Source organism: Mycobacterium sp. 2YAF39 (genome assembly GCF_052114565.1).
Classification (GTDB): Bacteria; Actinomycetota; Actinomycetes; order Mycobacteriales; family Mycobacteriaceae; genus Mycobacterium.
In genome coordinates, this window is record NZ_JBFREZ010000005.1 from 348,161 (window position 1) to 360,747 (window position 12,587).

Sequence of the window (12,587 nt, forward strand, 5' to 3'; positions counted from 1 at the left end):
TAGCCGCAAGTTCCACGAGTCTCCGCATGTCGTCGAATCATCACCATCAATGATCGAATCCGCCGTTCAGAACGTTTCACACGGCGTCGATTCGCGGCGGCGTCGCGAGCCTGTTGACTGCCAGCAACGCGTAGCCGGCGGCGATCACGCAGCATCCCAGCACACAAACATTCAGCGCCACCGTGCCCACTCCGACGCTGTCGGGATCCAGAAAGTAATACGGCGCCCGCCGGCCGGCCGTGTTGAGAGCCACCACGGCCAGCACGACATACAAGGCGGGATAAATCAGCCAGGCCAGCGGATACCACCAATGGACCTGGCCCCGCCCACGCCCGACGAGGAGCCAGTCGCTCAGCGCAAGGACGGGTACGACCACGTGCAACAGGACGTTCGCGGCCGTGTAGCCCATGCTGTGGCCCGTCAACAGCAAGTTCCAGATGACGCCTGCGATCACGACGTACAGCACGACCGCTCCGCGCAGGCCCACCCGCGCATCGGCGCGGGGCGACACGAGTGTCCACAGGTAATACGCCGCGGCGAGGATGTTGGCCTGATAGGTGAAGGTGAAGACTGTAGTTTATTCATCACTGTCTGGTCTAGAGTGCTCATATGCCACGAGCAGCCATCTATACCCGCATCAGCAAAGACAAGACCGGCGAGTCTGCCGGAGTCGAGCGCCAGCTCGGATCTTGCCGGGAATTTGCCGACCGCCACGGCTACACCGCCGCCACGGTGTTCTCCGACAACGACATATCTGCGTACAGCGGCAAGACTCGCCCCGACTTCGAGAAGCTCCTCACGGCGATGGCCAAGGGTGAGTTCGAAGTCCTGGTGATCTGGCACATGGACCGACTCCACCGAAGCATGAGGGATCTGGAGCGCATCATCGACGCCGCCGAGGCGGGCAACGTGAAGATCGAGTCGGTCAACTCCGGTGATCTGAACCTGTCGACATCAGCCGGTCGGATGAACGCCAGAATCCTGGGCAGTGTGGCTCGCCAGGAAAGTGAGCACCACGGCGAGCGCCGCAGGGAAGCCAACAGGAAGCGGGCGCTGGAGGGCACGTGGTATTCCACTGGCATCCGGTGCTATGGATATGACCGTCAGGGTGAACCCCTGGAGCAGGAAGCCACCCTCCTCCGCCGTGCCGCCAAGGCCATCTTGGCCGGAAGATCCTTGTCGTCCATCGCTCGTGAGATGAACGAGGGTGGCCACCGGACCGTCAACGGCACGCCGTGGACCAACCTCAAGCTTCGTCGAGCTTTGATGACACCCAGGATCGCTGCGCTCAGTGTGCATCAGGACCAGATCGTGGCCCCCGGCAAGTGGGACCCGATCCTCGACGAGGCCACCTGGCGCGGTCTCTGCGCCTATCTGACGGACCCTTCCCGACGAGTCTCGGTGAGCTTCGATAGGAAGCATCTTGGGTCCGGTCTCTACATCTGTGGCTTCCGAAGACCAGAGGCCCCTGACGACATCTGTGGCCGCAAGCTGTCCAGCAGCTGGCCCCACGGCAAGGGCAGATCCATGGTCTACGTCTGCCGTCCTGATGTTCATCTGGCTCGGAACGCTGGCGAGCTTGACCGGTTCGTCGAGGAGGTCGTCTTCGATCACCTCGTGGACATCGGCATCGGCACAGATCTACGCCAAGCCGAGGACCAGATCGATGTCGGCGAGCTGCGCACCCAGCGTGACGCTCTCCAGGCCAGAAAAGACCAGCTGGCCACCCTGCTCCGCAAGGGCATCCTGGACATGGCTGCTGTCGAGCATGAGGCCGCGATCCTCACCGCCGAGATCGAAGCCTTGAACGCACAGATGGCCACGGCGGTACAGACCAGCCCCGCCACCTTGCTCCTGGAGGACGGCGAGGACCCAGAGGTCCTGGCCGATGACGAACTCCTCGCGAAGAGATGGATAGCGGCCTCCCCGGACATCCGGGGCAAGATCATCACCCAGGTCGTGGACGTGGTGGTCAATCCGGCACCACGCGGAACCCGGTTCGACGGTGATCTGATCGACTTCCGGTGGAAGTTTCAACCTATAGAAGTCTCAACATAGGTAAACAAGGTTCCTGTAGCGCCCATAAACACGCCCTTCTGGATCACACCAGCTCAGGGCGTGTTTTTGTCGTTCTTCACCCTATAGGGAACACCAAATAAGGTGTTGAAGAAGTAACACCGACTAGAACGAAATGGACACTGCCGCAAGGCATCTCGGAAATTAGTGCTTGCGCTCCGAGGCATGATTCGACTAAAGTCATGACTGGATCGCCGTGAGGCGTACCAGATCACGTGGGCCAGCTCCGTGCCGGTCGGTACCGCGTGGCGTGATTCAAGTGGCCGACACAGCGACTCTTTCAAGCTCACTTCAAGCTCACTCAAATTCGCCTGTGTCCCTTGTCCGTGTTTTCTCCGGAGGCCTTACCTCGTGCCCAGCACCACCAATGTCGCCACGCGCCGTGCCCGCGTAGGGGCGCTCACGCGCTTCAGGGACGCCGCCGATCCTGAGCTGGCTCTTGCCCGCACCCAGATGGGTGAGGAGAAGTTCATCGCCGCCGTCGAGCGTGCGCTCGCCAAGGCACCCCCGATCACTCCAGGGGTACGTCAGCGCATCATCGGCCTGCTCTCTGTCGCTGCCGATGGTGGGGCGTCCGTCACTCCTGACAAGGGGGCCGCGTGATGCACCTGGTCCACCTGGTGACCGAACCGATCCATGTGACCTGTCCTGCGCGAGAGGTCGCCCAGGAATGAACGAGGCCCCCGGCAGGACCAGGGGCCTCGACGTCCTCTCCACCCAGAAGAAGAACCACCTTCACTAGAAAGGCAACTCCAATGCTACGCCCCAGCAAGCTAAAGAAGAAGTACCGCACCCCACCGGAACGCCGGGCAATCCTGGACCGTCAGGCCGAGATCGGCGAGCAGCTGTACCGGCAGACGGTCGAGATCCGCCAGGACGCCTTGCTGCGCGTCTTGGAGGACGTCGCCGAGACCGTCAAGGGGTGGCAGCGATGAAGAACATCCTCGATCTCTACGAACCCTTCAAGGGTCGGCACAACCCGCTGCGTAACGGCTGGAGCACCGACATGGTCGCGGTCGTGGCCGCCAAGATTGACGTTTCGCTGCCGGAGGCCTTCATCGCCTGCTCCCTGGTGGCCGAGAAGCTCACCACCGGCATGCCGCTGCGGTATTCGCGATCCCAGCGCAACTACTCCTACTTCGAGACCTATGAAGCCGACCCGATGATGACCTACCGCAAGGTAATCCCCGCCGTCGGCCAGCTCATGGCCCTCGGCTACGCGAAGGGCCATAAGGGGCTGTGGGACTTCAAGAAGCAGTCGATCCTGGAGGCCACCCCGAAGCTGATGGAGCGCATCGGCTGGCTGGTGGACCTCACCAAGCGCCAGGGCGCAATCCTCAAGGACGAGATTGTTCTCCGGGACAAGAACGGCAAGAACGTCGGCTTCACGGACACCGCCGCGATCCGTCAGATGCGCATCGACATGAAGACCATCAACGCCCACCTGACCGATCAGCAGTACCTCCTCGACGGTGTCCAGATGTATATCCCTCCAGCCGCGAGAATCTTCAACCAGAACTTCCGTCGGGGTGGACGCCTGTACTGCCAGGGCAGCAGCTACCAGCAAATGTCTCCGGCCAAACGAGCAAACATCACCATGGTGGTCGACGGCGACGTGGTGCCCATGGTCGAGGAGGACTTCGACTCCTTGCACATGCGGCTGGTGTATCAGCGTGCTGGCCGGTCGATGCCCACCGGCGACCTGTATGAGGTCGATGGGTTCAGCCGCAAGCTGGCCAAGAAGGCCACCCTGGTGTCCCTGAACGCCGACGGTACCGAGGTCAACGCGATCACCCACATCCTGGAGAAGGACGAGGAGTTGGCCGACGAGAACGGGCTGTGCAAGCTTCCCAAGTGGGAGATCAAGGCTGCGGTGGAGAGGCTGATCGCCGCCATCAAGCGCAAGCATTACCGGGTGAGGGAGTTCTTCGGTACCGGTGTTGGCGCTCAGCTGATGCGTATCGACTCCGATATCGCGGTGAAGATCATGCTGACGATGATCGAGAAGACCGGTCGGTGCCCGCTGGTGGTGCATGACTCCTTCATCGTGCCGGTGAGCGATGCTCCTCTGCTGCGGTCCCTTATGGCTGATGCTCTAGCTCTAGCTCACCCTTCCCTGACCAGCCCTTCCCCTACCCCATCAGAGCAAGGGAAGGCTTCCACCTCCTCTTCCTATATCCACATGGTGAAACACCTTGATAACCAGGGAGAACGAGTCCTTGTGAAGACCTCTATGGGAAGCAGTAGCACGCACTGCGGGGTCGGTCTGGCGGTCCTGGACGGTGAGAGACCTCCGGAGGATGTGGATACCGGCAGGAGGGCACCTGATGGGTAGGCCCAGGCACCACAAGGGGCGCACCAAGGAGCTGAGCGACAGTCAACTGATCGCATTGGCGTGGAGAGAGCCGGGCAAGCAGCCGAACATCATCAGCCCTGGCTGCATCCGCGCCTGTTACCCCGGACGGTGTCCACGGTGCGAGAAGCCGATAGCGGTCGGCCAGGAGATACACCGGGTCCGTGATCACCACGGATACGTCCACCTCCGGTGCCGACGGCCAGCGGAGGTTCTGGAGAGCGGGAGACCACACACCGTCACGGTCCGCAGGATGTCGACGGTGCCCAACATCTGCGGGGAATGCCACCTTGAGCACGCCGGAGAATGCCCGTAACCCCGCACGGACCCACCGAAGCTCCGGTCATCAATGAGCGCCTGCACAAGGCTCAGCTCAACCTCAAGGGTGCCCAGGACCGCCAGGACGACGTTCTGACGGAGTTCTGGGCCACGGAGATGGATCAACCTCCTGGACGCCAAGCTGGTCGTCAGGAAGGCCGACACGGGGCCAGAGCAGGACGCTGATGCTCGCGGCTCCACCTCGGGTCTGTCGCCGGTGCAGGAAGCTGGCCGAGAAGAGTCAGCTGGTGGCAAAAGCTAAGGGACGCATACCTATCGATGTATCCCCATTTGTGAACACGATGGGTGTCGACGGCCAGCCACTGATGTCGAGCACATCACCCCTCTCGCCGAGGGTGGTGCTCGATACGAGTGGCGGCGATCTTCAATCCCTTTGTTGTGGAACGAATGGACACCACACGCAGAAGACCACACAGGACGCATTGCGTGGCAAGGCTCGCGCTCGCTAACGAGCTGGTAGTGGTGGCCGAGAAGAGACCAGGGCCTTGCGCAACGTCCTGATCTGGGTGATGAGTTCATCAAGCCACTCATCCGAAACCATGTGCGGTGCTTCATATTCGGTCTCGTTGATACGCCACCTCAATAGCCGTACTCGTTCCCGGGGGTCTTCACCGTCAACACCAATCCATGAGTGCAGCATCGCATTGCGCTTTGGTGCTATCTCAAGCAAAGCCTCATCGCCTCGGCGGAAGTAGCCACCAACCTCAGCGTCTCCAATTTTCGGAGCGAGGTCGATGAGCCACTCGCCCAGCTTCGTTGTGGTCTTACCGGTGAGCTTCGGGAATTGCGCATCGAAGTCCAACTCAGTTGGCAGCACAGGCTGAAACCGGACCAAATCGCCCTTCAGCACAGATTCCAGGTCCGCCACCAGGAACACCACCATGCCTATTCTTGCTAGATAGGGCTGGTCCGGTAGCTCCATCACGACCTCTCGACGTGATCCTGAGCTGCCTGCTTGGCCTCGTCGATGGTGCGGAAGATCCCGATCTCCTTGTTTGGGTCAGCCTCGGTGTCCAGGCTCAGCCTCCACCCGTCAGCCCCTGTCCCCTTCGGATCGACAGGCCAGATCTCGTAGCAGTCCTCTGACGATCCCGGATTGGCATACGCACCCGTGCCATCGATGTGGTGGTCCTGCGTGTCTCCCTTCTCGACGATGGAGTGGGTTGTGCCCAGCAGGAACCAGTCGAGAGCCATAGATCAACCGTAAGTGACAAGACCCAGCCCACTCCATCGATTGCCACATCCATGTGGTTACTCGCCGTGGTGGCGAAACCTTTACACGCACACATCCGCTCGGCTACTTCGTCGCCACCTCGACGAGCTTGGCATGCAGCCCATCGTCGAAGTCACCAGGTTGACCGGAGGAGATCACGAAATACCCCCAAGTACCGGAGAAGCCCCGAAACAACGCATGAGGCCCTGTGATGCAGTGCCTCTCGGTCTCTAAGTAGTGAGGCATCACTGGATACAAGCGCGAGCAGGAGAAGCCATGTCCCTACCCGAGGCAGTCCTCGACCGTGTCGACGAGACCGTCATGTCGACGGCGTTGATCTCCACCAACAGCTTTCACCTAGAACCACGCTGCCGAATCTGTCGCAACGACATTGTCCGCCAGAAGGTCAACAACCTGCTGGCAACCGGAGCCAGTTACGCCATGGTCGTGCGCGCTCTCGACGGCGACAACGCCAAGCTCGACCGCTGTGATCAGGTCACTGTCGATTCGGTGCGAAACCACTGCGGACGGCACTTTCCTGTGCAGAACTTCGCCAGGGCCACCTACCGAGAGATCCTCGAACGCCGTGCTCGGGAAAACCAGGTGGACTTCATCGAGGGTGTCGCGACGGCGATCACGCCAATGGCCTTCCTTGAGACGGTCATGGCCAAAAGCTATGCGGCTCTTGTGGACTCGGATACTTCCGTTGATGTGCATACCGGTATCCTCGCCGCAAGCAGACTTCAGTCCATCCTCGATGCCCGCGTCGAACAACCCAACTTGCTGCAGATCAGGGTGCAGCTCAACAAAATCGTTGACGCGGTGCGCTCCACGGTGCCACAGGAGATGTGGGCCGACATTCTGCAGGCGCTTGATGTGCCGACCGACCCGGTACGTGGCGATGACGTCATCGACTTCTACGACACGAACGACCACGCCCATGCCCTCGATCCCGGCGCTGAGGCTGACTTCGATGACGACCTTGGCGACCGGAACTCGTCCAGGGACGCCGAAATTCATCGACAGTGAGAGATGTTGACCAAGGCACAGTCATTGTGTCCTTCCACCTAAGTTCAAGGTGGTGGCCCGCATGACGGACTGGCTCAGCGCCAACCGGTGCCGGGCACAAGCAGTGCTTGGTCTCAAGGAGTGACATGGCCGATGATGGCTCCCGCTACCGCGTGGGCAATGAGATCTACACGCATGACGAGCTTCGCGCAGTGACCGAGGCTGACGTCGCAGATCTGCCGCCGGAGACCTGGCGCGACGGCAGGTTCGGCTTCGACGACTACCTAACCGAGTCCGTCCAGACCGGGACCATAGAGGTCGTCGATCCTGACGAGGAGGAGTGACCCGATGGCCAGCACAGACGAGGACAGGGCCGAGTTGGCCGCCGAGTTGGGCTTCTATCCGGCCACCCTGGACCCTGTCGACATCGAGCGCCACCGTCGGCTGAACGCCGCCGCCGACAGTGCGCAAGGCCAGGAGCGGATCGGGCAGAAGTACTTGCACCTGCGGGAGCAAAAGCGCCGGGACGAGGTTGAGGCGGACGGTCGTGTCGAAGTCGCTGATCTATATGAGTGAATCGGAAGCGCGCGTCAGTTCAGTGCTGGTCGTCGAGGAGCGTTCGAGGGTCGACACCGAGGAAGGCGGCGATCCTCTCCAGGGTCTGCAGTGTGAGGTTACGTTCGCCGCGTTCGACTGAACTGAAATAGGTGCGGTGAACACCCATGAGTTCGGCGAAACTTTCCTGGCTGTAGCCCTGCTCCAGGCGGTGACGGCGCAGATTCATTCCCACGATCCGCTGTAGCTGGCCCTCCATGTCGGGAATTGACGCTGCCCCGGCGCTACTTGAAGGTCTACAGACTTATAAGTAGCGTACGAGCTGGTTTAGGTTTGCTGGGAGTGACGCTCGGCCAAGCACGAACGGGGAGAAATGATGACCGGACCCGTCGGACCGCAGGGCTGGTATCCCGATCCCAGCGGCTCCGGTGGACGGCGGTACTGGGATGGCGGCAGCTGGAGCGCGTACGCGCCACCTAGATTCGGTGCTGCCCAGATCGCCTGGTGGCAAAGACAATCGACCGAGCACAAGGCCTTGCTGGTCGTCGGGGCCGTTGTGGTGGCCGGACTGCTGCTGTTTGGAGCCGTCACCTGCGCCAACCAGATGTCGGTACGCAGTGAATGCGAGAGGCAGGCCTCTCAAGAGGGGTATCGCGGTTCGGACAAGGACCACGCGGTCGAGCTTTGCGTGGATTACGAGAAGAGATTCGGGAGTGCCGTGACCGGTGCTCTGCTGCCACCAGTTCCGCCGGGCGTCCTCGCGTGACGACACCACCTGGCTGGTATCCGCCCCACGACGATCCGGCGACCGACTTGTATTGGGACGGAAGCCGATGGACGGGACAGGCCTGGTATCCCGATGCCAACGACTCGGACAGCCGGATGTTCTGGGACGGTTCGAAGTGGACCGGTCACCGGCGCTCTGCGAGTGAACCGCCGTTCATACCGAAGAAGAAGCCGGACTGGGCATTCCTCGGAGGGATGGCGCTGGGGGTCATCGCCGCTGCCGCAGCCGCATCGGGGAACGGTCAAGCCCGGCGTGCGTCGTTCGCACGCGATTGGGATCTCGGCGACGCACAGTTCAAGGCACAGCGTCGGCATGAGCAGTACAACAATTATCTACGGCTGCACAACCAGTGGGTTCAGACCAACTGGAATAATCCCAGCCCGCCGCCGCCACCGTTGCCGCCGACGTACTGATCGACAGGTGTAAGCCAAATGACGAGATCCGCCCGCTACCTCGCCGTATTGCTGGCATTGTCAACCTTTTTGGTCGCCGCTTGCGCCCACAACGAAGGCTCACGCGCACCAGCCCACGCCAACAACGAGGACGACTCGTTCGCCCAAATCTTGGAGAGTAAATACGGCATCACAGTAGACGGCGACACTGCTTCCGACATCGCCAACATCGCATGCGATTCGCCAACGCAAGGCGTTGGACTTTACGACGCGCAGCAGGAATTAGCACAGCGCCATCCGGAGATTAACCGCACAAACCCCAACGCTGTGGGTCTTGCCATGAGCGCAGCAGTGCTTGCGTACTGCCCCGACAGGTTGCCGTAGCCCTTCGTAGCGGACACGGACGACCGAGTCAGCATGGCGATCTTGAAAGTTTGCTGTGTACACTTCCGACGGGTCGGGGGAACCAGCAATTGCAGGGGGTCTTACTAGCCATGAAGGCTATTCGAGGTGTGACGGCAGCATTGAGTGCGGGGGGCGTCGTTGCAGTGATGGCTGTTAGCCACGCCGGTGCGGCGGCTGCCCAAAACGACGCTTCTGGCTATGTCGGAGCGCTCGAACGGGCTGAGCTGATTGTTCCTAGCGGTGACCCGAAATACCAGTTCACCGACGGCGATTCCGCCTTATTCACCGGGAACTGGGTGTGCCAGGAGGTTCAACAGGGGCGATCTCGGTACAGCATCGTTGACGACCTTGACCACAGCGACGGGATGCTGTTGTCCCCCAGTGACGCAGGGGTGATCTTCGACGCTGCCACCTCTTACCTCTGCTGAAGGGTCTGAAACGCTGAGGGTCGAGAAGTAGTGAAACGCATGCGCCCATGCCGCTGAGGATTGGGGACTCTTTCGCCGGATACCGGGTCCTGCGGCTGTTGGGGTCGGGAGGAATGGGCGACGTCTATGTGGTGCAGCATCCCCGTCTGCCCCGCCAGGAGGCGCTAAAGGTCCTCCGCTCGGACCTGTCGAGTGATGCGTCGTTCCGGGAAAGGTTTATCCGCGAGGCTGATCTCGCGGCGGGACTGCGTCATCCCCACATAGTCGGCGTGCATGACCGAGGTGAACATGAAGGTCACCTGTGGATCACCATGGACCATATCGACGGCACCGATGCGGCTCAGCTGATGCAGCAGCGATACCCGGCGGGCATGCCGTTTGAGATCGCTCTGTCAATCATCACCGCTGTCGCCAGCGCATTGGATTATGCCCACAAGAGAGGCCTCCTGCACCGAGACGTCAAGCCCGCCAACATCATCGTCGCCGACGCCGAAGGCGAGGAACCAAGTGTCTACCTCGCCGACTTCGGTATCGCCCGACCGCTTGACGACATCAGCGGCATAACGACGACGAACATGACCATTGGCACAGTCGCTTACGCCGCTCCAGAACAGCTCATGGGTGAGCAGATGGATGGGCGGGCAGACCAATACGCTCTAGCTGCCACCGGATACCACCTATTGACCGGCCTGCAGCTGTTCCCGAACTCCAATCCGGCTGTTGTTATCAGCAGGCACCTCAATACGAATCCACCCGCGCTCAGTGAGCGTCGCCCCGACTGCGCCGACCTCGATGATGTGTTTCGGCTTGCACTGGCCAAGGACCCCCACAAACGCTTCGTATCATGCTCCGCATTTGCGCAGGCATTAGTCGATGAAGATGTTGGACGAAGCGCAGCGTTCGCGAATGCCACTACGCGGGCGGCACCGAGACCACCTGGGTCCGCGCCCCCCACCGCTGACGAGTCGTCGGGTAAACCTGCGGCTGGATCTCGGCGTGGATTGGTTGTCCTGAGCGGTGTCGCCGCCATACTCCTGTTGCTGGGCGCTGCCGCCTTGGCGTGGCACCCATGGGATCGCCAACGATCCAACTCAGCAGCCGCGACGTCCACAAGCGTCCCATCGTCTACGGCACCACCTGGAACGGCGACGCCGCCGACATTGGCCTCGACTCCGCCTACAGTCCAGCCGATTACAACGACAACGACGACGCCCGAGATACCGCGAGCGGGTTTTTTCGGCGAGTGGGGCCAACATTCCATGGCCGTCACTCTCGTGCCCGACGGCTCTGCGTACTACAAGGTGTGGTCGGGCGTAGCCAACGGCGCTTCGTGGTCAGCGACGTGGTCACCGATGACGTCTTCGACGGCGATGATCGTTTTGACGATGCAGTCGGAGTCGCACGGCGAGATTGACTATCATCTGCACCGCTACCCCGGCGAAGCATTTACCTTCACTTTGCAGCCCGACGGATACGCGACGATCACCACGCCCTCCGGCCAACCCATGACACTATGCCCACGAGGTGCCGGTTTCCGGGACACAGAGGGACTATGCGGCGCTTAGGCTCAGGGCCGTCGCAGCGACGTTTAACTGACTGGTCGCCGTGGAGGTATTCAGCCGCGAGTCATCGAACAATATCTGAGAAGAAGAGCGGCGCTAGACACCAAGTAGCTTCGTAGACATGGGTATCCGACAGGACCGACTGGAGATCATCCTTCGTGACCTGGGCTATCAACCGACTGGGACCGCATCGCCGTCTCCCACCATCAAGAGCCTGCCGCCGTCGCTGCGCATTCCCATCATCGACTTGTACCACAGACTCGGTGGGATACTCGATACCCCGCGCTTGCGAACAGGAAAATGGGACATCGCCCTTCAGGGATTACTCGTCGAACTCGACGAGCACCAACACTTTCATCGCTATCGTGCCACGGCGCTAAAGCCGAAATGGGCGCAAGACCTTCCGTGGCGCTGCGACTACATAGCCCAATGTGCGAAGTACGAAAGCGTCTACACCGCTGAACGCCGAATCGGGTTCTGGACCAATCCCTCAGCGGAGAAGATGTTCGGAGCGGCTGGGCCGCTCGGCGATATTGAAGGGCCTGGTGCTCCACGTGGTCGGCAACGCGCCTGCTACGACGCCATGAAAGACATTCTCGCCGCCCGCGGCGTCATCCGGCTCGCCCGCTTGTCAGTCTATGACGAGGTCGGTGGCGGGGCGCTTCTTGGCAGGGCGCTCGAAGGCAAGGCCACACTGGACCGTGACGAGCTACACGCCCTCCTGATACGACGAACAGTCCCGCAAGCCATGGATCATCCATTGCTATAGCCGATTGTCGTATCGACCCTTGTGACGTCGGCGAGGTCCATATTCACCCAACTCCACCAGCGAGTCTCGTTCAATGCGAATCGTTTTGGGGCCAATACGTTTGGCTTTCAGGTCCCCAATAGAGATCATCTTCCGCACGGTACGTTCACTGATCTGGTAGTACTCGGCAGCTTGCTTGATCGTCACCCAGCTCGGAAGTTTCTCGTCCATCGCGCTGTACTCCTCGTCAGTCAACGGTTCCAGATCCAAGCCCGACCAGTTCAGTGAGTCTCGGTCGAACCGCAAGATCCGGCACGATGTGATGTAAGAGTCACCGCCCATCCTGCGGACACGCACACGCAGGCGGCCACCGTACATAGCGCTGAACATCTCGGGGACACTGACACCCAATTCAGCGGCGGCCTGACTACTCGTGAGCCATCGAGTCATGATGCGGAACAACTGCGTCAACACTGCGAGAGGAGGCGGCATGTTCGATAGGCACTGATGGCGTACGGGCATTCTGACATTGGAGATTTGACGCAAGCTTCATTGGCGCATCTCTTTTCCATGCCAGCCTTACGACGACGGTCTGACTGGCGGACTAGGCGGAGGTGCCGGTGGCGGGTCGGGTCGGGGTGCCGTATCAGGCGTATGCGCGGTATCCGTAGTAGGTGCGCTGTCGGGTGTAGATGCTCCGGTATCTCCTGTCGGACTTGGC

General features: G+C 60.9%; 17 protein-coding genes and 1 pseudogene. 13 read left to right on the forward strand and 5 right to left on the reverse strand.

Going from position 1 to position 12,587, the window contains the following annotated elements:
- Positions 1-76 precede the first annotated feature (76 nt).
- Positions 77-571, reverse strand: a pseudogene (locus AB4Z42_RS17070) (Pr6Pr family membrane protein); the annotation flags it as partial.
- 38 nt (positions 572-609) lie between these two features.
- On the opposite strand from AB4Z42_RS17070, the gene AB4Z42_RS17075 reads away from it, so the two are divergent.
- The 4 genes from AB4Z42_RS17075 to AB4Z42_RS17090 all read left to right on the forward strand — a co-directional run bounded on the left by AB4Z42_RS17075 (position 610) and on the right by AB4Z42_RS17090 (position 4,411).
- Complete coding sequence (locus AB4Z42_RS17075) at positions 610-2,058, forward strand: recombinase family protein (RefSeq protein ID WP_442010372.1); 1,449 nt, start codon at positions 610-612, stop codon at positions 2,056-2,058.
- A gap of 369 nt (positions 2,059-2,427) precedes the next feature.
- Positions 2,428-2,679, forward strand: coding sequence for a hypothetical protein (locus AB4Z42_RS17080; protein ID WP_442010373.1), 252 nt, complete (start codon positions 2,428-2,430; stop codon positions 2,677-2,679).
- A gap of 152 nt (positions 2,680-2,831) precedes the next feature.
- The gene (locus AB4Z42_RS17085; RefSeq protein ID WP_442010374.1) at positions 2,832-3,011 is read left to right on the forward strand and encodes a hypothetical protein; all 180 of its coding nucleotides are present in this window, start codon (positions 2,832-2,834) and stop codon (positions 3,009-3,011) included.
- A complete protein-coding gene (locus tag AB4Z42_RS17090) occupies positions 3,008-4,411 on the forward strand; it encodes a hypothetical protein (RefSeq protein ID WP_442010375.1) in 1,404 nt (467 codons plus the stop codon). The genes AB4Z42_RS17085 and AB4Z42_RS17090 overlap by 4 nt, the downstream gene beginning before the upstream one ends.
- Positions 4,412-5,213: 802 nt before the next feature.
- On the opposite strand, the gene AB4Z42_RS17095 is transcribed toward AB4Z42_RS17090, so the two are convergent.
- Together AB4Z42_RS17095 and AB4Z42_RS17100 are read right to left on the reverse strand one after the other, a co-directional pair.
- Positions 5,214-5,690 (reverse strand): hypothetical protein, encoded by a 477-nt coding sequence (locus tag AB4Z42_RS17095; protein WP_442010376.1) that lies wholly within the window; start codon positions 5,688-5,690, stop codon positions 5,214-5,216.
- Complete coding sequence (locus AB4Z42_RS17100) at positions 5,690-5,962, reverse strand: hypothetical protein (protein WP_442010377.1); 273 nt, start codon at positions 5,960-5,962, stop codon at positions 5,690-5,692. Before AB4Z42_RS17100 ends, AB4Z42_RS17095 begins: the two co-directional genes overlap by 1 nt.
- Positions 5,963-6,257: 295 nt before the next feature.
- Between AB4Z42_RS17100 and AB4Z42_RS17105 the strand changes: the two genes are divergently transcribed.
- From AB4Z42_RS17105 to AB4Z42_RS17115, 3 genes are all read left to right on the forward strand, one after another.
- The gene (locus AB4Z42_RS17105; RefSeq protein ID WP_442010378.1) at positions 6,258-7,010 is read left to right on the forward strand and encodes a hypothetical protein; all 753 of its coding nucleotides are present in this window, start codon (positions 6,258-6,260) and stop codon (positions 7,008-7,010) included.
- A 125-nt stretch (positions 7,011-7,135) separates the two neighbouring features.
- Positions 7,136-7,333 carry a hypothetical protein gene (locus AB4Z42_RS17110; protein WP_442010379.1) on the forward strand — a complete coding sequence of 66 codons (198 nt, stop codon included), beginning with the start codon at positions 7,136-7,138 and terminating at the stop codon, positions 7,331-7,333.
- Between the two features lie 4 nt (positions 7,334-7,337).
- The gene (locus AB4Z42_RS17115; RefSeq protein ID WP_442010380.1) at positions 7,338-7,565 is read left to right on the forward strand and encodes a hypothetical protein; all 228 of its coding nucleotides are present in this window, start codon (positions 7,338-7,340) and stop codon (positions 7,563-7,565) included.
- 19 nt (positions 7,566-7,584) lie between these two features.
- Here AB4Z42_RS17115 and AB4Z42_RS17120 read toward each other — a convergent pair whose 3' ends face one another.
- Positions 7,585-7,803, reverse strand: a complete 219-nt coding sequence (locus AB4Z42_RS17120; RefSeq protein WP_442010381.1) for a helix-turn-helix domain-containing protein — start codon at positions 7,801-7,803, stop codon at positions 7,585-7,587.
- 117 nt (positions 7,804-7,920) lie between these two features.
- On the opposite strand from AB4Z42_RS17120, the gene AB4Z42_RS17125 reads away from it, so the two are divergent.
- The 6 genes from AB4Z42_RS17125 (at position 7,921) to AB4Z42_RS17150 (ending at position 11,887) form a co-directional block, all read left to right on the forward strand.
- Positions 7,921-8,310, forward strand: a complete 390-nt coding sequence (locus AB4Z42_RS17125) for a DUF2510 domain-containing protein (RefSeq protein ID WP_442010382.1) — start codon at positions 7,921-7,923, stop codon at positions 8,308-8,310.
- Complete coding sequence (locus AB4Z42_RS17130; RefSeq protein WP_442010383.1) at positions 8,307-8,744, forward strand: DUF2510 domain-containing protein; 438 nt, start codon at positions 8,307-8,309, stop codon at positions 8,742-8,744. The genes AB4Z42_RS17125 and AB4Z42_RS17130 overlap by 4 nt, the downstream gene beginning before the upstream one ends.
- Before the next feature lie 18 nt (positions 8,745-8,762).
- Positions 8,763-9,107 carry a DUF732 domain-containing protein gene (locus AB4Z42_RS17135; protein ID WP_442010384.1) on the forward strand — a complete coding sequence of 115 codons (345 nt, stop codon included), beginning with the start codon at positions 8,763-8,765 and terminating at the stop codon, positions 9,105-9,107.
- A gap of 128 nt (positions 9,108-9,235) precedes the next feature.
- Complete coding sequence (locus AB4Z42_RS17140) at positions 9,236-9,556, forward strand: DUF732 domain-containing protein (protein WP_442010385.1); 321 nt, start codon at positions 9,236-9,238, stop codon at positions 9,554-9,556.
- Between the two features lie 47 nt (positions 9,557-9,603).
- Complete coding sequence (locus AB4Z42_RS17145) at positions 9,604-11,121, forward strand: serine/threonine-protein kinase (RefSeq protein ID WP_442010386.1); 1,518 nt, start codon at positions 9,604-9,606, stop codon at positions 11,119-11,121.
- Positions 11,122-11,239: 118 nt separating this feature from the next.
- Entirely contained in the window at positions 11,240-11,887 is a 648-nt protein-coding gene (locus tag AB4Z42_RS17150; protein WP_442010387.1) for a DUF7255 family protein, read from the forward strand.
- Here AB4Z42_RS17150 and AB4Z42_RS17155 read toward each other — a convergent pair.
- Positions 11,882-12,337 (reverse strand): helix-turn-helix domain-containing protein, encoded by a 456-nt coding sequence (locus AB4Z42_RS17155; protein WP_442010388.1) that lies wholly within the window; start codon positions 12,335-12,337, stop codon positions 11,882-11,884. The two genes, AB4Z42_RS17150 and AB4Z42_RS17155, sit on opposite strands and share 6 nt — an antisense overlap.
- Between the last annotated feature and the right edge of the window lie 250 nt (positions 12,338-12,587).